This is a genomic window from Pseudomonas sp. H1_D04 (assembly GCF_054683855.1).
The window spans coordinates 4,879,405-4,901,442 of record NZ_CP162826.1 but is presented as its reverse complement, the minus strand read 5'-3'; the positions used below and the strand labels follow the sequence as shown (position 1 = coordinate 4,901,442).

16 protein-coding genes are annotated in these 22,038 nt (G+C 60.0%); 3 read left to right on the top strand and 13 right to left on the bottom strand.

The window, feature by feature from the left end; genetic code table 11:
• Nucleotides 1-6: 6 nt before the first annotated feature.
• On the bottom strand, nt 7-2,382 hold the full coding sequence (locus AB4N82_RS22725) for an efflux RND transporter permease subunit (RefSeq protein ID WP_032886494.1): 2,376 nt from the start codon (nt 2,380-2,382) through the stop codon (nt 7-9).
• Between the two features lie 15 nt (nt 2,383-2,397).
• Complete coding sequence (locus tag AB4N82_RS22720) at nt 2,398-3,438, bottom strand: WD40/YVTN/BNR-like repeat-containing protein (RefSeq protein ID WP_032886495.1); 1,041 nt, start codon at nt 3,436-3,438, stop codon at nt 2,398-2,400.
• Nucleotides 3,439-3,745: 307 nt separating this feature from the next.
• On the opposite strand from AB4N82_RS22720, the gene AB4N82_RS22715 reads away from it, so the two are divergent.
• Entirely contained in the window at nt 3,746-4,861 is a 1,116-nt protein-coding gene (locus AB4N82_RS22715; protein ID WP_122765411.1) for a Gfo/Idh/MocA family protein, read from the top strand.
• Nucleotides 4,862-5,012: 151 nt separating this feature from the next.
• Here the strand turns inward: AB4N82_RS22715 and AB4N82_RS22710 are convergent, their stop codons facing one another.
• The 11 genes from AB4N82_RS22710 to AB4N82_RS22660 form a co-directional block, all read right to left on the bottom strand.
• Nucleotides 5,013-6,716, bottom strand: coding sequence for an AMP-binding protein (locus tag AB4N82_RS22710; RefSeq protein ID WP_099602292.1), 1,704 nt, complete (start codon nt 6,714-6,716; stop codon nt 5,013-5,015).
• Nucleotides 6,717-6,747: 31 nt separating this feature from the next.
• On the bottom strand, nt 6,748-8,046 hold the full coding sequence (locus AB4N82_RS22705) for an acetyl-CoA C-acetyltransferase (protein ID WP_122765412.1): 1,299 nt from the start codon (nt 8,044-8,046) through the stop codon (nt 6,748-6,750).
• Nucleotides 8,043-8,933: a MaoC/PaaZ C-terminal domain-containing protein gene (locus tag AB4N82_RS22700; protein ID WP_032886501.1), complete on the bottom strand. Its 891-nt coding sequence runs from the start codon at nt 8,931-8,933 to the stop codon at nt 8,043-8,045. The genes AB4N82_RS22705 and AB4N82_RS22700 overlap by 4 nt, the downstream gene beginning before the upstream one ends.
• Before the next feature lie 3 nt (nt 8,934-8,936).
• Nucleotides 8,937-10,280, bottom strand: a complete 1,344-nt coding sequence (locus tag AB4N82_RS22695; RefSeq protein WP_095184571.1) for a 3-oxoacyl-ACP reductase — start codon at nt 10,278-10,280, stop codon at nt 8,937-8,939.
• A 149-nt stretch (nt 10,281-10,429) separates the two neighbouring features.
• Nucleotides 10,430-12,955, bottom strand: a complete 2,526-nt coding sequence (locus AB4N82_RS22690) for an acyl-CoA dehydrogenase (RefSeq protein WP_122765414.1) — start codon at nt 12,953-12,955, stop codon at nt 10,430-10,432.
• Nucleotides 12,956-13,244: 289 nt separating this feature from the next.
• On the bottom strand, nt 13,245-14,660 hold the full coding sequence (locus tag AB4N82_RS22685) for an outer membrane protein transport protein (RefSeq protein ID WP_099602287.1): 1,416 nt from the start codon (nt 14,658-14,660) through the stop codon (nt 13,245-13,247).
• 127 nt (nt 14,661-14,787) lie between these two features.
• The gene (gene praB / locus AB4N82_RS22680) at nt 14,788-15,291 is read right to left on the bottom strand and encodes an alkane oxidation protein activator PraB (RefSeq protein WP_277419709.1); all 504 of its coding nucleotides are present in this window, start codon (nt 15,289-15,291) and stop codon (nt 14,788-14,790) included.
• 222 nt (nt 15,292-15,513) lie between these two features.
• Nucleotides 15,514-16,017, bottom strand: coding sequence for an alkane oxidation protein activator PraB (gene praB, locus AB4N82_RS22675; RefSeq protein ID WP_081797686.1), 504 nt, complete (start codon nt 16,015-16,017; stop codon nt 15,514-15,516).
• Between the two features lie 133 nt (nt 16,018-16,150).
• Nucleotides 16,151-16,645 carry an alkane oxidation protein activator PraA gene (praA, locus tag AB4N82_RS22670; RefSeq protein ID WP_032886505.1) on the bottom strand — a complete coding sequence of 165 codons (495 nt, stop codon included), beginning with the start codon at nt 16,643-16,645 and terminating at the stop codon, nt 16,151-16,153.
• A gap of 113 nt (nt 16,646-16,758) precedes the next feature.
• Complete coding sequence (locus tag AB4N82_RS22665; protein WP_095184567.1) at nt 16,759-18,039, bottom strand: alkane 1-monooxygenase; 1,281 nt, start codon at nt 18,037-18,039, stop codon at nt 16,759-16,761.
• A 294-nt stretch (nt 18,040-18,333) separates the two neighbouring features.
• Nucleotides 18,334-19,323, bottom strand: a complete 990-nt coding sequence (locus AB4N82_RS22660; RefSeq protein WP_206073156.1) for an alpha/beta fold hydrolase — start codon at nt 19,321-19,323, stop codon at nt 18,334-18,336.
• A gap of 275 nt (nt 19,324-19,598) precedes the next feature.
• Between AB4N82_RS22660 and AB4N82_RS22655 the strand changes: the two genes are divergently transcribed.
• Both AB4N82_RS22655 and AB4N82_RS22650 read left to right on the top strand, forming a co-directional pair.
• Nucleotides 19,599-21,137 carry a flavin-containing monooxygenase gene (locus tag AB4N82_RS22655; protein ID WP_122765417.1) on the top strand — a complete coding sequence of 513 codons (1,539 nt, stop codon included), beginning with the start codon at nt 19,599-19,601 and terminating at the stop codon, nt 21,135-21,137.
• Nucleotides 21,134-22,024 carry an SDR family NAD(P)-dependent oxidoreductase gene (locus AB4N82_RS22650; protein WP_460103110.1) on the top strand — a complete coding sequence of 297 codons (891 nt, stop codon included), beginning with the start codon at nt 21,134-21,136 and terminating at the stop codon, nt 22,022-22,024. Before AB4N82_RS22655 ends, AB4N82_RS22650 begins: the two co-directional genes overlap by 4 nt.
• Nucleotides 22,025-22,038 lie beyond the last annotated feature (14 nt).

The window sequence follows — 22,038 nt, the reverse complement described above, 5'->3', positions numbered from 1 at the left end:
TTGAGCTCAGTGGGCAAACAGCGAATTGCCCTTCTGACCCGCCAGCTTCTCGGGTTTGATCAGGAAGCGCGCCAGTGCCGGCAGCAGCCACAGTGCACCGAACATGTTCCACAGCAGCATGAAGGTGAGCATCAGGCCCATGTCGGCCTGGAACTTGATGGCCGAGAAGATCCAGGTGCACACGCCGATGGCCAGGCACAGGCCGGTAAACAGTACGGCTTTACCGGTGGATTTGAGCGTCTGGTAATAGGCTTCCTGCAACGGCAATCCGGCACGCAGGAAACTTTCCAGGCGGCTGTAGATGTAGATGCCGTAGTCCACGCCAATCCCCACGCCCAACGCCACCACCGGCAAGGTCGCGACCTTGACGCCGATGCCCATGAACGCCATCAGCGCATTGCCCAGTACCGAGGTGAGCACCAGTGGCAGCACGATGCACAGGGTCGCGGCCCACGAGCGGAAGGTGATCATGCACATGGTCGCCACACACAGGTATACCAGGATCAGGATGGTCAGTTCCGACTCCTTGATGACCTCGTTGGTGGCAGCTTCGATCCCGGCGTTACCGGCGGCGAGGATGAATTCCAGGCCGTCCTTGTTGTTTTCCTTGGCGAAGTCCTGCACCGCATGCACGGCGCGGTCGAGGGTTTCGGCCTTGTGGTCGTTGAGGAACACCAGCACCGGCGCCAGTGAGCAGTTGTTGTTGTACAGGCCGTCGGCGCGGGCAATGGAGTTGTTCAGCACGTCCGGGTTACGCGACAGGGTTTCCCATTTCAGGTTGCCCTCGTTCATGCCCTTAATCATCTGCTTGGACACGGTCACCAGCGAGATCGCCGACTGCACGCCCTCGGTGTTCTGCATCTTCCACATCAACTGATCGATGGGCGCCATGGCTTCATACCGCGAGCAGCCTTCGGCCTTGGTCTTGACCATTACCACCAGCACGTCGGAGCTGGTGGAGTAATTGCTGATGATGAAGTTGTTGTCTTTGTTGTAGCGCGAGTCCGGGCGCAGCTCCGGTGCACCTTGGTCCAAGTCGCCGATCTTGAGGTTCTGGCTGTACCAGAGGCCGCCGCCAAAGGCGACCAGGGCCAGCAGGACCGACACTGGCGCGACTTTGGCGCTGGCGAATTTGGACAGCAGGCGCCAGAACGGATGCTCGCGGTTTGCGTCTTTCTTGCTCTTGGCGATGGCGCGCTTGCTGATGCCGACATAGGAAATCGCCACCGGCAGCAGGATCAAGTTGGTGAACACGATCACCGCCACGCCGATGGACGCGCCGATGGCCAGTTCACGGATCACGCCGATGTCGATGATCAACAGCGTAATGAACCCGACCGCATCCGCCAGGATCGCGATCATCCCCGGCAGGAACAGTTGACGAAAGGTCCGCCGTGCAGCCGTCAACGCGTTGTCGGCCTCGCTGGATTGCAGGGCGATACCGTTGATCTTCTGCACGCCATGGGAAATACCGATGGCGAAAATCAGGAACGGCACCAGCATCGAATACGGGTCCAGCCCGAAGCCGAAGAAGTGCATCAACCCCAGTTGCCAGACCACCGCCACCAGGGTGGTGCTCAACACCGCGATGGTGCTGCGCAGGCAGTTGGTGAACCACAGCAGCAGAATCAGGGTGATGACGAATGCGATGCCGAAGAACAGCACCACCATTACCAGGCCGTCGATCAGGTCGCCGACCTTCTTGGCAAAGCCCACGATGTGGATCTTGACGTTGGGGTTCTGGGCTTCGAACTTGTCGCGGATCTTGTCTTCGAGTTCATGGGAGAACTTGCGATAGTCCAGGGCCAGCAACTTGCCCTGATCCTGCGGGTCCGGATAGGACTCCAGCAGCGGGATATCCACGATGCTCGACTTGAAATCGTTGGCGACCAAGCGCCCGACCTGGCCGGACTTGAGTACGTTATTGCGCAGTTGATCGAGGCTTTGCGCCGAGCCGTTGTAGCTTTGGGGGATCACCTCACCGCCGGCGAAGCCTTCTTCGGTCACTTCGGTCCAGCGCACGCTAGGACTCCACAGCGACTTGAGGCCCGAGCGGTCGACGCCGGAAATGTAGAACACCTCGTCGTTGATCTGCCTCAGGGTCTCCATGTACTCCTTCGTGAAGATGTCACCGTCCTTGGCCTCCACCGAGATGCGCACGGTGTTGCCCAGGTTGGCCAAGTCGTTGCGGTGTTCCATCATCTTTTCGATGAAGGGGTGCTTGAGGGGGATCATCTTTTCAAAGCTGGTGGACGGGCGAATCAGCGTCGCCTGCCAGAACAGGAACACGCTCACCAGCAGGCAGATGACGATCACTGCCGGGCGATTGTTGAAAATCAGGCGCTCAAGAAAGGTCGCTTTATCGTTGTGATGACTGCTCATTCTGTCCCCGCCTTCTTATTGTTTTACGAGCTCAGCGCCAGTCGGCGTCGATACGCGAACGCCACCCTGCCCGGCCAGAATCAAGTTGCCATTGCCCGCCGCCGTCACCGACGACAGTGAAATACGGTCAGGGCGGTTGAACACGCTAAAGGTCTGGCCATCGTCGTGGCTGACCACCACGCTGCCACCGTTACCGACCACCACGATTGCGCCGTCATCCAGCAAGGTCGCGCCCGACAAACCAAACTCCAAGGCGCCACGGGTGGCGTTCAACTCAACCTGCTCCCAGGTGCTGCCGAAATCGGTGGAACGGTACAGGTTGCCGCGCAGGCCGAAGGCCAGCAGGGTTTGCGGTTGCGCGGTGCTGATTACCCCGAACAGCGAACCTTCATAAGGGCCTTCGAGTTTTTCCCAGGTCTGCCCGTCGTCACTGGAGCGGAACATGCTGCCCTGCTCGCCGACGATAAACAGGCCGGCGTCTTTGATCTGGGCGATGGCGTTGAGGTGGAACTGGTCTTCGTTGTCGAGGCGGTCGCTGACGTCGTTCCAGCTCTTGCCGCCATCGGTAGTTTCGATCAATGCACCGTAGGCGCCGACGGCCAGGCCGTGATTGGCGTCTTTGAACCACACATCGAGCAGCGGCGCTTCACGCTTGAGGTCCTGGTATTGCTGGGTCCAGGTGGCGCCGCCGTCGGTGCTGGCGAGAATTTGCGCATCGTGGCCTACCGCCCAGCCATGTTTGTCGTCGACGAAAAACACTGCCGTGAGCAATTGGCGGGTGGGGACTTTGGCTTGGGTCCAGGTAGAGCCCTGGTCATCGGAATAGAGGATATGCCCGCGATCACCGACGGCTACCAGGCGCTTGCCGGCATGCACCACGTCGATCATCAGGCCTTTGGCGGCCTTGGGGGACTCAATCGCAAACGCTGGCGTTGCGGGGGTATCGCTGGCTGCCAGCACCGGTGTCGTCAACGCAGCACCGGCCAGCAACGAGAGCGCTGTGGCCAGCAACGCAACCCTGCGTGCGGCGCGTGGGCGGCAAACAACCCAACCCATGACAGGCTCACTCATAGACCTTTCTCCCATTTATTATTGTTAGGTCTTGCCTTCCCGGGCTCTGAAACCTGCAATCTAGAGCGCCTGAAGGAAGCAGGGGCCATCCTATCGGGCTTTGGAATCGTCTGACAATCGGCGCTACGTTATCTTTTGTTAACTGGCGGCTTTTGGCCACTTGGTGAATATAGCTGCATTCGCCAAGGTGATTACCGAGGCGTTAATGAATTTTTATTCCATCTATTGAAATATGGGAATTTTTATTCCATTAATGCACATCCTGAAAACAATAATCCAAAGGACCACGGCTATGCGTGAACTCGGAATCGGCTTGATCGGCACAGGCTTCATGGGCCGCGCCCACGCCTTGGCGTTCAACAATGCCCGGGCGGTGTTTGAACTGCCAGTCACCCTGAAGCTGGCCGCCCTGGCCGATGCCGACACCGAACGCGCCCAGCACTGCGCCTCGTCCTGGGGGTTCGATCACGCCCATGGCGACTGGCAGGCGCTGATCAACGACCCCAAGGTCGATATCGTGGCCATCACCACCCCCAACCACCTGCACTACCCCATGGCGATGGCCGCGATTGCCGCCGGCAAAGCGGTGTATTGCGAAAAACCCCTGGCCGTGAGCCTGGAACAGGCCGACGCCATGCGCCGCGCCGCCAGTGCCGCCGGGGTGGTAACCCGGGTGGGCTACAACTATCAACACAACCCGATGATCACCTTGGCGCGGCAATTGATCGCCAGTGGCGAGTTGGGTGACCTCATCAGCTTCCAGGGCGAGTTCAGCGAAGACTTTATGGCTGACCCAACATCACCCTGGTCCTGGCGCTGCGAAGTGGAACACGCCGGCGGCGCCCTGGCGGACTTGGGCAGCCACTTGCTGTCGATGGCGCGCTATCTGGTCGGGGATGTGGTCAGCGTCTGCGCCGATACCCAGACCGTCCACGTTCAACGCCCGGCTGTCAAAGGCAGCAACGAACTCAAACCTATCGCCGTGGATGACCAGGTACACGCCCTGCTGCGTTTCGCCAATGGCGCGCGCGGCACGGTGAGCAGCAGTTGGCTCAAACATGGCTACAAGAACCACTTGAGCTTCGAGATCAGCGGCTCCAAAGGCACCTTGGTGTTCGATCAGGAGCGCTTGAATGAGCTTCGCCTGTGCCGTGTCGGCCAGGACGGCTTCCAACGCTTGCTGGCCGGCCCTTCCCTGCCCGGTTATGCGGCGTTCAGCCCGGCAGCGGGACACCAACTTGGCTACAACGAGTTAAAGACCCTGGAAGTGCAAGAATTGATCATGGCCGTCGCAGGCCAGGGGACCGATGGCACCGACTTTGAAGCGGCGTGGGAGGTGGAGCGGTTGGCGACGGCGATTCGCTTGGCTGCCCAGGAAGAACGTTGGGTCAACGTGAACTCGGTTTGAACATGTGGGAGGGGGCTTGCTCCCGATGGCGGTGTGTCAGACGAAGATGTCCCAACTGGGCCACCGCCATCGGGGGCAAGCCCCCTCCCACATTTAGATCACCTACACATTTAGATCGCCTACACATTTAGATCGCCTACACACATATAAATCAGCGCAAGGCTCGGCGCAGCACTTTACCCACGGTGGTTTTAGGCAACTCGGTGGTGCGAAACTCCACATACCTGGGCACCTTGTAGCCCGTCAGGTATTCCCGGCAATGGGCGAGGATCTGTTCCTGGGTCAGGTTCGGGTCCTTGCGCACCACGATGATCTTCACTTTCTCGCCCGTGACGCCGTCCTCCACGCCAATCGCCGCTACTTCGCCTACGCCGGGGTGCATCGCCACCACGTCTTCGATTTCATTCGGATACACGTTGAAGCCCGAGACCAGGATCATGTCCTTCTTGCGATCCACCAGGCGGATATAGCCGCGCTCGTCCATCACGCCAATATCGCCGGTGGACAACCAGCCCTGCGCATCCAGCACCTCGGCGGTTGCCTCGGGGCGTTTCCAGTAGCCCTGCATCACCTGCGGGCCACGCACTTGCAGTTCGCCCTGCTCGCCAATGTCGGCGAGTTCACCGTCCTCACGCATAAAGCGCACCCAGGTGGACGGCAACGGCACACCGATGCTGCCGGTGAACTCCATCTCGCGCATGCGCGCAATGTTGATCGGGCTGATGCTCACTACCGGCGAGCACTCGGTCAGGCCATAACCTTCGATGATCGGCAGCCCAGTGACTTCCTTCCAGCGCTTGGCCACTGCCGTGTGCGTGGCCATGCCGCCGGCGATCACCATGCGCAGATCGGAAAAGTCCCGCGCGCAGAACTCCTTGTTTTCCAGCAAGCCGTTAAACAGTGTGTTGACCCCGGCAATGCCGTTGAAGCGCTCCTTGCGCAGGATCATCTGCACCCGTTTCACATCCCGAGGGTTCGCGATGAGGATGTTGCGCCCGCCCAGGCACATGAACATCAGGCAGTTCACCGTCAGGGAAAAGATGTGGTAAAGCGGCAGCAACGTGACGTTGGTTTCCTGCTTGTGTTGGTCCAGTTGGTCGCCGACCCACGCCTTGGCCTGCAATAGGTTGGCGATGATATTGCGGTGGCTGAGCATCACGCCTTTGGCGTCGCCAGTGGTACCGCCGGTGTATTGCAGGAAGGCCAGGTCATCCAGGGCCATGCTCACCGGAAAGTGGTTGAGGGCCCGCCCCTGTTTCAACACCCGATTGAAACGTACCGCCCCCGGCAGCTTGAACGCGGGTACCTGCTTCTGCACGCTGCGCAAGATGAAGTTCATTGCCGCGCCCTTGAAGGTGCCGAGCAAGTCGCCGATGGCCGCGATCACCACGCGCTTGACGCTGCTGCCAGCCACAACCTTCTCCAGGGTGTGGGCGAAGTTTTCGAAGATCACCACCGTCTCGGCGCCGCTGTCCTTGAGCAAGTGTTTGAGTTCGTGGGCGGTGTACAGCGGGTTGACGTTGACCACCACCGCGCCAGCCAGGATGGTGCCGAGCAGGCAGATCGGGTACTGCAAGCAATTGGGCATCATCAGCGCCACACGGTCGCCCGGCTGTACGCCCTGGCCCTGGAGCCAGGCGGCAAACGCAATGCCTTGGACCTGCCAGTCGGCGTAGGTCATTTCGGTGCCGATGCTGACGTAAGCCACGCGCTCACGGAATTTTTCCAGGTGCTCCAGGAATACTTCCCGCAGCGATGGGTATTCCTCAATCGCGGCATCAATGTCTGCCGGGACGCCGGGCAGATAAGCGTTCAACCACACGCGTTCGGTGTGTTCCTGGCTGATAGCGTTCATGGCAGTCTCCTTATTGTTATTTTGGGTAGCGCTACTTTTCGACAATGGCGGTAATGCCCAGCCCGCCCGCTGCACAGATCGAGATCAAACCGCGCCCGCCGCCGCGCTCGTGGATGGCCTTGGCCAACGCCGCCAATTGCCGGCCACCGGTGGCGGCAAACGGATGACCGCAGCCGAGGGAACCGCCGTTGACGTTCATTTTGGCGCGGTCGATGACGCCCAGCGGCGCGTCGAGGCCCAGGCGTTCGCGGCAATAGTCGGCGTCTTCCCAGGCCTTGAGGGTGCACAACACCTGAGCGGCAAAGGCTTCATGGATTTCGAAAAAATCGAAGTCGGCAAAGCTCAGGCCTTCGCGCTTGAGCATCCGCGGCACGGCATAGGCCGGGGCCATCAGCAGGCCTTCGGTGCCGTCGACAAAATTCACCGCGGCGGTTTCGCCGGTGCGTAGGTAAGCCAGCACCGGCCAGCCGTTGGCGGCCGCCCACTCTTCGCTGGCCAGCAGCACCACCGAGGCGCCATCGGTCAGGGGCGTGGAGTTGCCCGCTGTGAGCGTGCCGTTCTGGCGGTCGTAGGCTGGAGATAGACCGGCGAGTTTTTCCAGGCTGGCGTCGGCCCGCAGATTGTTGTCACGGGTCAGGCCGCGGTGGGGGCTGATCAGGTCCTCGAAGAAACCGCGTTTGTACGCGGCATCCAGGCGTTGGTGGCTAGTGAGGGTCAGCTCATCTTGGGCCAGGCGCTTGATCTGCCAGCGCTTGGCCATTTCTTCGCAGTGCTCGCCCATGGACAAACCGGTGCGCGGCTCGCCGTTGCGTGGCAGCAGCGGTTTGAAAAACATCGACGGCCGCGCCCTCAGCAGAGCCTTGAGCTTGTCGCCCAAGCCCTTGGCGCGGTTGGCTGCGAGCAAGGTATGGCGCAAGGATTCGTTGATGCCGATGGGGGCGTCGGAGGTGGTATCGGCGCCACCGGCAATGCCTACTTCGATCTGGCCCAGGGCGATTTTATTCGCCACCAGCAATGCCGCTTCCAGGCCCGTGCCGCAGGCTTGTTGCAGATCGTAGGCCGGGGTCTCGGGGGACAAGGTGGTTGATAGCAGGGACTCACGTGCGAGGTTGAAATCCCGCGAATGCTTGATCACCGCGCCGGCGGCAAACTCGCCCAGGCGCTGGCCGTGCAGGTTGTAACGGTCGACCAAGCCTTGCAGCGCCGCTACCAGCAAATCCTGGTTGCTGTCGTGGGCATACACCGTGTTGGAACGGGCAAAAGGGATACGGTTGCCGCCGATAATCGCCACGCGGCGGGTCGGGGCCGGATTGAAGCTGTAGTCACTCATGTATGGCTCTCATTCCAGACAAATAGCCCGCGCATATGGGGTTTGTCGCCGGCGAAATTGCGCACTTCGAATTCGCGACGCGGGCCGGTCACAGGGTGTTGCCACAGGGCAACTTGGCCGGGCAAAAAGATCGGCAACTTGAAGTCGCAATGGGCTTCGGCCTGATCCAATCCACCGGGCGGTTGCTGGGCGGCCAAAGCGCGGCCAAGCGTCCACATGCCGTGGGCGATGGCGCGGCGGAAACCGAAGAGTTTTGCGCCGATCACCGAGGTGTGGATTGGGTTGAAATCCCCCGAAACCTTGGCGAAGCGCCGGCCCAGGTCGGCGGGTAAAACCCAGCGCTGGGTGCGCAGCAGGCCGTGTTCCTGCAATGGCAACGCGTCGCCCCAGGGCTCGCCAATCGGGTCTTTTACGTCGCGGCGCAGGTAGAGGCTGTCGCTTTCCCACGCCAGGGTGCCGGCGCTGTAAGCGCGTGTGGCGATGCTCAGCGCCTGGCCCTTGGGATGGGCGACCCAGCGCTCGGCATACACCTCCAGGCGCAAGGCCTGACCTTCGTGCAGGCGCTGGTGCTGACGAATGCGATTGGCCAAGTGCACCATGCCGCTGGCCGGGTACGGGAAGCTTGGCCGGGTCAACAGCATCAAGTGCAGCGGGAACGCCAGCACATGGGGATAGGACAGCGGCACACCCTGCTCGCGCCGGAACCCGCAGGCACGGCCATAGGCGGCGATGCCGGCGGCGGATAACCCCACCGCCGAGCGCACCAGCCGCTCCTTGGGCAGTACCGGCGCGCCGTCGAACTTGGGCTTACGCAGGGCGCGCACGCCATCCAGCAACAACTGGGTGCGCGAGGGCGGCGGGTCGATAATCTGGGTCACGTAGTCCATGGCTCAGGCTCCCAGCAGACTTTGGCCGCACACACGAACGACTTGGCCATTGACGCCACCCGACGCGGGATGCGCCAACCAGGCGATGGTCTCGGCCACATCGATGGGCTGCCCGCCCTGGCTCATAGAGTTCATGCGCCGCCCTGCTTCGCGAATCATCAGGGGGATCTTTGCTGTCATCTGGGTCTCGATAAACCCCGGCGCTACGGCATTCACTGTGACCTGCTGCGTGGCGGCGCGTGTCGCGAGGCCTTGCACCAGGCCGATCACGCCAGCCTTGGAGGTGGCGTAGTTGCTTTGGCCGAGGTTGCCGGCAATACCGGAAATCGATGACACACACACAATGCGCCCACCGGGATTAAGCCCCTGGTTTTCCATCAATGCGGTGCTCAGGTGCAACGGTGCTTCGAGGTTGACCGCCAGCACATCGCGCCAGGCCGCTTCGGGCATTTTTGCGATGGTCTTGTCGCGGGTGATGCCGGCGTTGTGCACCACCACATCGAACGCGCCGTATTGGCTGACGTGGGCCAGCAACGACGAGGCTGCGTCCGGCGCGGTGATGTCCAGGGGCAACGCTGAACCATCGACGCTGGCGGCGGCCTGTTCCAACGATTGCTGGGCCTGGGGCACGTCCACACACACCACGTGCGCCCCTTCACGCGCCAAGACTTGGGCGATGGCCAAACCGATGCCACGGGAAGCGCCAGTGACCAGCGCACGTCGGCCAGCGAAAGGCTTGTCCCAGTTGACACTAGGGTTGCCATCTACCGGTTTTTCCAATCGCACCACTTGCCCCGACACATAGGCCGAACGGCGCGACAGGAAGAAACGCAGGCTGCTGTCCAACCCGTCTTCGGCGCCTGGCGCAACATAAAGCAACTGGACGGTGATCGCCCGACGCAGCTCCTTGGCCAGCGAACGCACCAGCCCTTCGAGGGCGCGTTGGGCGACGGCGTGGGGCAAGTCCGCGCAATGCTCCGGTGCAGTGCCGAGCACCACCACCCGTGCGTGTTGGCCCAGGCGCTTGGCGTTGGCGTGGAAGAATACGTACAGCTCATCCAACTGTTTAAGGTCGACCACCGCGCTGGCGTCATACACCGCGCCCTGGGCCTTGACCGTGGACGGCGCCTTGAGCGTTGCCGGGGTAGCCGCGACCGTGTCGGTGGCGCTGAAGACCTGGTGCACCTGGGAGGCCAGGCGCCCTGCCCCGGCGACAATCACCGGGTTAGCCAGGCCCGGCTGACCGCTGCGATGGCGTTGCAACGGCACGGGCTGGGGCAAGCCCACTGCCTGGGCCAGGCGACGGCCCCAGGGGGAATTGACGAACGATAGGTAGCTGTCACTCATATCAGCATTCACTCACAACACATTCTGACCTTGTAAACCCGATCCATGTGGGAGGGGCATGCCCCCGATAGCGGTGGTTCAGCCAATGGCTCGGTGACTGATGGATTGCTATCGGGTGCAAGCGCCCTCCCACACTGGCCGCGTTTGTCCTAGTTGACCGAGGCGTTTTCGCTTTGGCTGCTGCGCCGCTTGGTGGCCGGTTCCAACGCCTGCTTGCGCTGCTGCAATGCCTCCAGCAAACCAAAGTCCTGCGGGAAGTCATCCACCTGGATACCGTGGTCGGCGTATTCCACATAGCGCGCGAGCAAGGCGTCTTCATCGTCGCTGATCAAGTCCAGCGCCCTGGCCTTGACGCGCCAGGTGGTGAAAGCCGTGGCGGAAATAGGCATCGGTTCGAGCACGCCTTGCTTGATGGCAGGCTTGAGCCGGGCGTCGATCAGCTCCACCTGTGGCAGCAGACGGAAGCCCAACTCGCCATACGCCAACTTGTCGATTTCCGGACGTGGAATGTAGGAATTGGCCAACAACCGGTCACGGGTCTCGCCCGGTGTCTGCACCACATCGGCCACCTGGGCCAGTAGGCGATCCGACGGTTTGCGCAGCGGAATGCCGAATGGGAACGTCAGGCCGCGCACCACGGCGGCGGCGGCTTTGGATGGGTAGTTTTCCAGCACTTCGGCAAGGGCTTCATGAGCACGCACTAGCGCATCCTGAGCCGACCAGTGCACCAGCGGCAGGTCTGACTGAGGCCGGCCGTCATCCTCGAAACGCTTGAGCACGCAGGACAAAATGTACAGCTGCGACAGAATATCCCCCAGACGCCCGGTGATACTTTCCTTGCGCTTGAGGGCACCGCCCAGCACACCCATGGAAATGTCCGAGATCAGCGCCAGCACCACCGACAGACGATTGGCCTGGCGGTAGTAGGACGCCAGCGCGGGGTCGGTCTTGGCAGGTGCGGAAATCAGACGGCCGCCAGTCAGCGAATGCACGGCCGCACGTACGGTGTTGGCTAGCACGAAACTCACGTGGCCGAACATCGCGCTGTCAAAGTCTTCCAGCGCCTTACGCCGGTCCGGGTTGCGCGCCGCTTCCATCTCACGGAACACATAGGGATGGCAACGGATCAGGCCCTGGCCAAAGATGATGAGGCAGCGCGTCATGATATTCGCGCCTTCCACCGTGATGGCGATGGGGCTTTGCTGATACGCACGGGCCAGGAAGTTATTCGGGCCCATGCAAATGCCCTTGCCGGCGACGATGTCCATGCCGTCGTTGACGATGATTCGCGCACGCTCGGTGACGTGGTACTTCGCAATGGCGGAGATCACCGAAGGTTTCTCGCCGGCATCCAGGGACGCTACCGATACCTTGCGCACCGCATCGCAGGCATACAAATGCCCGGCCATGCGCGCCAGAGGTGCCTGCACCCCTTCGAACTTGCCGATGGGCAGGCCGAACTGCTTGCGCATCGCGGCATAAGCCGTAGTGCCACGCACCGCAACCTTGGCCAGGCCGACGTTGGCCGACGGCAACGAAATGGCACGGCCCGCTGCTAGGCACTCCATCAGCATGCGCCAGCCATTACCGACTTGTTCACGGCCGCCGATCACCCATTCCAACGGGATGAAGACGTCCTTGCCGGTGGTCGGGCCGTTCTGGAATACGGCGTTAAGTGGCCAATGGCGGCGACCGCTGTTTACGCCGGGGTGGGACGTGGGGATCAGTGCGCAGGTGATGCCGAGCGAACCTTTCGGGCCCAGCAAGCCGTCCGGGTCTTCGGCGCGAAACGCCAGGCCCAGCACGGTGGCGATGGGGCCGAGGGTGATATAGCGCTTGTCCCAGGTCACTTTGAAACCCAGCACTTCTTCGCCCTCGTGCATGCCCTTACAGACAATACCCAAGTCTGGAATGGCCCCGGCATCCGAGCCCGCATACGGGCTGGTCAGGGCAAAGCACGGGATGTCTTCACCCCGAGCCAGGCGCGGCAGGTAGTAATTACGTTGGGCGTCGGTGCCGTAGTGCAACAACAGCTCGGCAGGGCCGAGGGAGTTGGGCACCATCACCGAAATCGCCGCCGCCGAGCAGCGCGTCGACAGCTTCATCACCACTTGCGAATGGGCATAGTGGGAGAAGCCTTTGCCGCCGTACTGCTTGGGAATGATCATGCCGAGGAAACCGGCATCCTTGGTGTACTGCCAGCCTTCGGGGGACATGTCCTGCCAGACCTGGGTGGTTTCCCAGTCGTTGGCGATGTCGCACAAGGTTTCCACTTCATTGTCGAGGAAGGCTTGCTCCTCGGCGCTGAGGCTGGCCGGCGCGGCTTGCAACAGGCGCTGCCAATCGGGTTTGCCGCTGAACAACTCGGCGTCCCACCACACGGTACCGGACTCGATAGCCGCACGCTCGGTGTCGGACATTGCCGGCATGATCGTGCGAAAGAGGCCGAGGGCCTTGCTGGTGAGCAAGGTGCGACGCAGGGGTTTGATCGTCATCAGCAACGCGGGCGCTATCACCAGCAGCGCCGCGACGCTGGCCCCAAAACCTGCCACCACGTTGAACCCGTAACCCAGTGCCAACCAGATCAAGCCGGCCCCTAACCACAGGGTCGCGGCAGCTTGTCGATACGCCAGGGCAATCGCGGCTGCGAAACCCACCAATAACCAGATAACCATGGGGATACCTCTACTCGATTCAGGGCGTGGTTTACGTGCGCAAGGTCGAATTGACCTGCGGCGTAAAGCCACACTACAAACTTGGAAAGCTAATTTCAAATTTTGTTTTGAAATTTTTATTTAATGCTTAAGCGAAAAAAATAGCGACTGAACCTGTCAGCCGAATCAACGCGAATTGGACGAAATCGGAACGGGTCGCGTGGGCGACCCCTTCGTTGCATTACCGGTGAAAAACCTGCAGAAAGATGCGCTGACTGCGGGCTTCGCACCGGCACGGCGTAACACAGGATCAGAAGTTGTAAGTGACCCCCAGGCTCACGACATCGCCATAGGCTTCGGCTTTGCCGTCCAGGGTTGCCCCCCCGAGACGATCTTGGTTCTGGGTTTTCAACTTGGCTTTTTCCACGAACTGGTGGGAGTAGGAGCCGTCGATGCCCAGGCCTGGAATCGCTCTGATTTTGTAACCGAAGCCCAGCGAGGTGAAGATCCGGTCGCCATCCGGGATACGCGGGTCGCGGGTGGAGTTACGGGTAGGTGTCTGGTCCGTCGCAACACCGGCGCGCAACGTGAAATCATCGGTGAGCTTATAGTCGCCGCCGAGAGACACCATCCAGGCGTCCTTGTAGTTGTAAGGGATGGCAACGATGGTCGACCCCTCAGACTTCAGGGTCAGGTTTTTGAATGACGACCATTGGGTCCACAAGACACTGGCACCGAGGGTAAAACGATCATTGAACTGGTGAACCCAATCAATCGCTGCGCTGGCAGGAACGTCCAATTGGGTGGAGGCTTTACCGTTCATTTGAAGGTTGAGACCTGGATACAAAATGCCCGGCAACCCAGCATCGATCAGGCCCTGGGAGCCTTCGTCAGCGTAGATGTTGTATTTGCCTTCGAGCTTGTTCTTGATCTTGGCGTGGTAGTTCAAACCCAGAGTGTCTTGTGGGGTTGGCTTCCAGGCCAGGCCGGCAAACCAGCCCACCGAGGTATTGTCGACTTTGACTCGCATGAGCGAGTAGCCAATGCCCGCCGGGAATGGAATCGAATTCGGAGCAAGTGCAGCGGCGGCATAGAGGTCAACGTTCTGGCTGACGAAGCCTTTGGTGTGCTGAACAATCGCGCCACCGCCGATGGAAAACTCATCGTTGACCTTGAACGAGAGCGACCCCGTCAACCCGACGGTTTCGATGCGCGTGTCAACCGCAAAATCCCGGCCCTTCCAGTCATTGTCCCAGGTGGTACGTGCGCCCATGGGCACCACTTGGCTGAGACCGAAAGCGAAACGGTCACCGATCGGCATGACCATGAATCCGGTCGGCACCCAGGCGGTAAAACCGCCCTGCCCTCCATCACCATCGCGGGGCACGGAATTGAACTCAAAGGTATCGGGGTTAACAGTCGTGGTGGAGGTCGGATTGCCTGCGTAGTCTTTGGCGGTACCTTTGTAGTGAATATTGATACGCGCGTAGTCAACGTTGAACTGCGAGATATTGTGATCAATGAACGCCATCGCCGCCGGGTTGTTGTAAGCCGATGACGGATCATCCTTAAACATCGAACCACCACCGAACGCGCGGCCCCAGCCTTCCGCCCCGAACGTCGGAGTAGAGAACCCACCGGCTTGCGCACTGCCGGTTATAACCATCAGGCCGCCGATAACGGCCAGGTTTATTAACGTGCGTGCGTGTGCTTTCTTATTATTCATGCCCGACTCCTTATAGTTGTTAAGCACCGATATCGGTTTTTCCGAACCCGGTTTACTTCAACAAGTGCCTCTTGCCAGGCACTTGCTCACTGCAATTCATGACCGTCCCATCCAGCACCCAGGCCATTTACGGAGAAACAGTAAACGCCGGACTGGGTGAAGCAGTGAGACCTGTGATCGTGCAAGCACCCACGGTTTGAGGGCTTGTGATGCTCAGGGTGTTAGTAGAGTTTTTCCAGATAACACTGATGTTCACTGGAGAACTGCTGCAGTCCGATGCAACCTTTAACTTCAACGCACCAAGCGTTCCGGGGAACACGTCGGGACCGCTACCTGTCAGCTTCAAACGCCACACAAAATTACTCGCGACAGGAATTGAGCATATGGGGTTTGAACCGCTGAACACGGCACTGGTAATCGCTGCAACTGATCCATCAGATGCAACCGAACCGGCCATCGCGAAGTTGCAAGTCACTGGTACATTAAGACTAAGGGGAGACTTTATAGTAATAGTGCCCGCCGTGGTAAATGCGCTACCGGCAGGGGCAATAGTGGCCGCACTGGCCGTCGATATGGCCCCACCGCAAAGAGCAAAGAGTGTTACACAACCGAACGTTTTCAAGCTTTTCATTGTTATTCCTCACAGGGTCTGGCGAGTCACTTCGCCTATGCGTAGCGCCACTGATCAGATGAAATGCTAAAGCCCAATAGACTGCGTGCGGCTATTCTCTTAATACTCATGCGCCACTCCTTATTGTTGTATTCCACCCTTGCAAACTTTTTCAAACAAGTGCCTCTTACGAGGCACTTGCCAGTTTCAACGTGTGATCATCACGTCAAGTACTCAGGGTACTTATGGGCTAACGGTGAACGCTGGACTTGGAACAGCGGTAAGGGCGGTAATTGTGCAAGAGCCCACGGTTTGAGGCGTAGAAATACCCAGCGTGTTGGTGGAGTTCTTCCAGTTGACCGCGATGGTCACCGGCGTAGCGCTGCAGTCAGAGGCGATTTTGAATTTCACACCCGAAACAGTGCCGGTGAACGCGTCAGGCCCAGTACCAGCGACCGTCAGCGGCCATGGCAGGTTGCTCAACACCGGAACGCCGCACAGCGGGTTGGAACCGCTGACCGTAGCGCCGGTAATCGAAGCTCCAGCACCACCACTCGCCACGGTACCGGTGAAGATAATGTTGCAAGTGACCGGGATATTCAGGGACGCCGGCGACTTAACGGTGATAGAGCCCGAGGTGGTAAAAGCGGCACCAGCAGGTGCAATGGTCGCGGCGTTTGCCATCGAAACGGCACCAAAGCACAGAGCAAAAGAAGTTGCACAAACGAGGGTTTTCAAACTTTTCATTGTTTTTCCTCACATGTAATGGCGAGTCATTCGCCAGGGGGTAATGGCCATGAACGAGAGGTCACGGTGAAACTGCAGAACTTCCCTTTCCAGCCAAATCTCAATTCAATTACCGCTCTAAACGTGGACGGCGTTATTCAACTACTTTGAAGGTGGGCGGCATCTTGATCGACACCGTCTTGATCTTGCAGTCTTCGCCAATAGGCACATTGGCCGCTTCCAACTTTCCGGTGGCGTTGTCCCACGTGCCATCAGCGGTAGAAGGCCCGCACTTACCGCCCAGTCCGAAGGCGTGCACATCCACGCTGATATTCGACATGGAACCGCTCTTGGTGTCTTTGGCCACCAGCACCCACGGCAAGTTGGTGGCTTCGACCCGGCTGCACTTGAGGCCGCCATCGAACTCAACTTTGTCGACATTCACGGATGAACCATCGGCCGCGACTTTGCCCGCGACCTTAATGGTGCAGTCGGCGCTGATCAGCGCCCCCTTGGAAAAACTGATGGGGCCTTGGGCGGTGAACGCACTGCCGGCCGGTTCGATACGGGCGGCCTGGGCCTGGTGATAAACGATCAGGCCCAGTGCAGCCAATAGAATATGGGTAGTGAACTTGGCAGGTGATTGCATGGTGTACGTCCTTCCCTTTAATTATTGTTGTTCGGGTCAAACCACTTCCTCGGGGCGATAAAATCCTGCGCGGCATTTAAAGCCCCGAGTACACAACTGGGTATTACTTCATGTCAGAACGGCTTGGCGCTGTTGCTGTACTTCTCCAGATACTTCAAACGTTGTGAGGGCTGAAGATTGGTCAGGCTGATATCCCCGGCGTAATGATTAAGCACCCGATGGTCCATGCGCCGGCGCCATAAGTAAGGTACATAGGCCCAGACAATCATGCTCGCGTACCCATAGGGCAGTTGCGGCGATTCATCAAAGTGGCGCAGCGACTGATAACTGCGCGTGGGGTTGGCGTGGTGGTCGGAGTGCCGCTGCAACTGGAACAGAAAGATATTGGTGACAATCCGATTACTGTTCCAGGAGTGCCGAGGCGAGCAGCGTTCATAACGACCATTGGGTAACTTCTGGCGTTTCAGGCCGTAGTGTTCGACATAGTTCACGACTTCCAGCAACGAGAACCCGTAGATGCCCTGGATAATCAAGAAGGGAATCACCGCCGCCCCCAGCCAGGCAATCATCGCGCCCCACAGCACTACGCTGTACATCCAGGCACTGAGTACACCGTTCTTCCAGTGCCAGGCCGGCAGGCCGAGTTTGCGCAAGCGTTCGCGCTCCAAGTTCCACGCTGAGTGCGCACTGAACCACACCGAGCGCGGTAGGAAGGCCCAGAAACTTTCGCCCAGGCGCGAGCTGGCCGGGTCTTCTGGCGTGGCGACACGCACATGGTGACCACGGTTGTGCTCGGTGTAGAAGTGCCCGTAGAAGGTCGGTGCCAATGTGACCTTGGCCAGGAACACTTCCAAGGCGTTGGGTTTGTGCCCCAGTTCATGGGCAGTGTTGATGGCAATGCCGGTGGCGGCGCCGGTCGACATGGCCATGCCCAAGTAGGTGAACCAGCTCGGTGCGCCATGCAGTTGCGTGCGATCGGTGATGTAACTGGCGGCGTGGACCAGCCAGTTGGAAGGATCAAGGTGAGCGGTGGCGTGCAACAGACCACCTTGGATGATCCATTCGATGCCGCCGGCAGCCAGCCAGCCGGTAATGATCACTGACGAGATGACGAACAGCACGCCGGTGTAGACGATCCAGCGGTAGTAGCGTTGGGTTTCCAGATGGCTGACAGCCGACTCGGGCGGGTTGCTCACGTCTTCGCCGAGCAGGCCGTCAATCAGTGGGATCAGCCCGAAGATCACCAGCACGCCGACCCACCATAACTGCTGGACGCCGGTGAAAATGGCAAGGGAGCCGGACAACAGGGGTGTGGCCAACGGCATGATGCCCAACCACCACAGGTGGCGCTTGCCATCGGTCCACACGCTTGGCGCTGCCAGAGTCTGGTTCATGGCAGCCTCCTTGGCAGGGAGGTGGAAAACAGGTTCAGGGAGCGCAGAAGGCTCCGGGAAATCAACCATGCGATAAAAGACGTTTTTTTCATTTTTATTCGCTCTTAGGCATTTCAAAAATCATTTCAAAACAAACATTGAAATATTTTTTTAAATAAATAACGCGGAATCGTTAGGTCGTCAACTACTTTTTCGAAGCCTTTTTTACGTGACCGAGCAGTCTCTTTTTCAGCCGTTTGGTCAGGTCTCTAGGGCAAGCATTTGCGCCGTTCGAACCCGCAATGAGGACCACGATTATTTGTTCGCCAGGGCAAAGGGCGGATGCAGGACTGTGGCCGTTTGCGCCGGACGCGCGCGCTTGGCCACCTGCAACACCGCCTCTACCACTCGCGCCGTTGCGGTGATCGGCAGCATATGGCCGCGCCCTTCCACCACTTGCAGCTTGAGGCCTGGCACTTTGTCGGCGAGGGCCTGGCCGTGTTTGCGAAAGTCCAGCACCTTGTCTCGCGCGCCATAGATCAGGCCGATGGGCAGCGTCAGTTGCGAGTAGCGCTTGACCATGTCCGGCAGGAAGTCGTTGACCTGTGCGATCTCGCTGGAGGCTGCATAAAAGTTGTCGGGGCGCATGCCCAGCAGCCCGCCGCCCTGGGTGGCGAAATCTTCGGGAGCGGTGTCCGGGGCGAATACGCCCTTGACCACCGAACGCCGGGTCAACAGGCCAATGGGCACGGTGAGGGTATGGGCGACCCAGCGCCGTAACCAGGCCGGTCGCACCGCCAGCGACCAGAACACCAACGGCAAGGTGGGGTGGGGATGGGTCAGCGGCGCCACCAGCACCAGACCGGATACGGCCTCGGGGTGGTCAAGGGCCAGGGCCAGGGATATCGCTCCGCCCAGGGAATGCCCCAACACCAGGGGCTTTTCCAGGCCCAGTGCTCGCATAAACGCTGCGACCTGACGCGCCTGGGCCGGCAGGTCCGCTGCCGTGCCTTTATGACGCGTGGAATAACCCGACCCGGGACGGTCGAGGGTGATCACCCGAAAATGCTCACGCAACTGGCCGGACAAGGCATAGGTCAGGTTGCGACTGCTGCCCATCAGCCCGTGAATCATCACCAGGGGTGGGCCTTTGCCCTCTTCTACATAATGAAAGCGCTCGCCATCGACCTCCACCAAGCGCCCATTGATGGGGACAGCGGCTTCGATGCGCCGTGTCATCCAGGCGCTGAAGCCCCATAACACCGCACTTGCGCCCGCCGCAGCGGCAACCCACTCCACAGCCATAGCTCGGTCCTCTGCTTCCCTGCTGCTGGCGACCCGACCGGAATTGGTCAAGGCCTCAGCCATCGCCCGCCCCTGGACTTTGACCTCATGCGGACCGTGCTCGTCCGTCGGACAAGTGGTGCATACCAAACATGGTCCTAGCGTAGGCGATATTTTCAGGTAGATTATTTAAAATCTTTTTTAAAATAATTAATTCAATTTTCCTTTGCAATGGTGTTTTATCTAAAAGACAAAACAAAAACAGGAGCACATCCGATGCCCATCAAGGACAGCCTATGAATGCCCACAGTGAATCCATCGACATCGCCATCATCGGTTCAGGCTTCGCCGGCCTGTGCATGGCCATCAAACTCAAAGAGGCCGGGTTCACCGACTTCTTTATCGCCGAACAGGCCGAGACCCTCGGCGGTACTTGGCGGGACAACCACTACCCAGGCTGCGCCTGCGATGTGCAGTCCCATGTGTATTCGTTTTCCTTTGCGCCCAACCCGAACTGGACGCGACAGTTCGCGCGCCAAGCGGAAATCCGCGCCTACCTGGAGCAATGCGCTGTGCGCTTCGGCCTGGCGCCTTACCTGCGTTTCAACAAGGGCCTTGAGCGCGCAGTATTCGATGAACAGCAGCAACGCTGGCAATTGAGCTTCAGCGATGGCCGGCACGTGAGCGCACGGGTGCTGGTATCGGGTATGGGCGGCCTGTCGCGCCCGGCGCTGCCGGAGATTCCAGGCCTGGAGAACTTCAAGGGCAAGCGCTTCCACTCCCAGCAGTGGGACCATGACTATTCCTTGAAAGGCAAACGCGTGGCGGTGATCGGCACCGGCGCCAGTGCCATCCAGTTCGTGCCGCAGATTGCGCCGCAGGTGGCCCACCTGGACCTGTTCCAGCGCACGCCACCGTGGATCATGCCCAAGCCTGACCGGGCAATTTCGCCCGTCGAACGCTGGCTGTTCAAGCACCTGCCTTTCACCCAGCGCCTGGTGCGCGGCGGCTTTTACTGGGCGCTGGAAGGTCGCGTAGTGGGCTTTGCCCTGCACCCGAGGCTGATGAAGATGGTGCAGAAAATCGCCCAACGCCATCTGCACAAGCAAGTGGCCCGCCCGTCCCTGCGCAAGACCCTGACGCCGGACTACACCATCGGCTGCAAGCGCGTGCTGATCTCCAATGACTACTACCCGGCGCTGTCGCGCAGCAATGTCGAGGTGGTCACCGACCGCGTGCTGCGCATCGAAGCCGACGGCGTGATCACCGCCGACGGCATCAAGCACCCGGCCGATTGCCTGATCTTCGGCACCGGCTTCCAAGCTACCGACCCCGTGCCCCGCGACTGCATCATCGGGCGCGACGGTGTGGACCTGATGGACGCCTGGCACGACGGCGCCCATGCCTACAAGGGCACGACGGTACCGGGTTATCCCAACCTGTTTTTGATCGTCGGGCCCAATACCGGTCTGGGGCATAACTCGATGATCCTGATGATCGAGGCGCAGGTGACCTACATCCTCGACGCACTCAAGCAGATGCAGCGCCAGCGCATCGCCACAGTGGACGTCAAGCCAGCGGTGGAACAAGCGTACAACCGCCAACTGCAGGACCAACTCAAGCGCACCATCTGGAACACCGGCGGTTGCCAGAGCTGGTACCTAGACCCGCGCACCGGTAAAAACACCACCCTGTGGCCCGGCTCCACGTGGCGCTTCAAGCAGGTCACGCGACAGTTTGCGCTCAAGGACTATGAAGTCGATCGGTTACCGCTCAATACGCCCGCCCGTCCCGCGGCGGCCGCCCATTCCACCGCAGAAGGCAGCCTGTCATGAAGTCATTCAACGGTCGCGTGGCGGCCATCACTGGCGCGGCATCCGGCATGGGTCGCGCGTTGGCTCTGGCACTCGCGCGGGAAGGTTGCCATCTGGCGCTGGCGGACAAAAACGCCTCAGGCCTGGAGCAAACCCTGACGCTGATCAAGACCTCCACCCTGTCACCCGTGATGATCACCACCCAGGTGCTGGACGTGTCCGATCGCCAGGCCATGGAAGAATGGGCCGCGCGCTGCATGGCTGAGCACGGCCAGGTCAACCTAGTGTTCAACAATGCCGGGGTGGCCCTCTCCAGCACCGTGGAGGGCGTGGACTATGCCGACCTGGAATGGATTGTCGGCATCAACTTCTGGGGAGTAGTCCACGGCACCAAGGCGTTCCTGCCCTATCTCAAAGCCAGCGGCGAAGGTCATGTAATCAACACCTCCAGCGTGTTTGGCCTGTTTGCCCAACCGGGAATGAGCGGCTACAACGCCACTAAATTCGCCGTGCGCGGCTTCACCGAAGCACTGCGCCAGGAACTGGATCTGCAACGCTGCGGCGTATCGGCCACCTGCGTTCACCCCGGTGGCATTCGGACCGACATTTGCCGCAGCAGCCGCATCGACGCGAACATGACCGGCTTCCTGATCCACAGCGAACAGCAAGCCCGCGCCGATTTCGAAAAACTCTTCATCACCGATGCCGACCAGGCCGCCAAAGTGATCCTGCAAGGCATCCGCAAAAACAAACGCCGCGTGCTGATCGGCCGCGATGCGTATTTCCTCGACCTGCTCGCCCGTTGCATGCCCGCGGCCTATCAAGCGTTGGTGGTGTTCGCCAGCAAACGCATGGCGCCCAAGCAACGCAGGCCAGTATTTGAAACCAATGACGAACCCCGTCTCTGAACAGGAGCACGCAC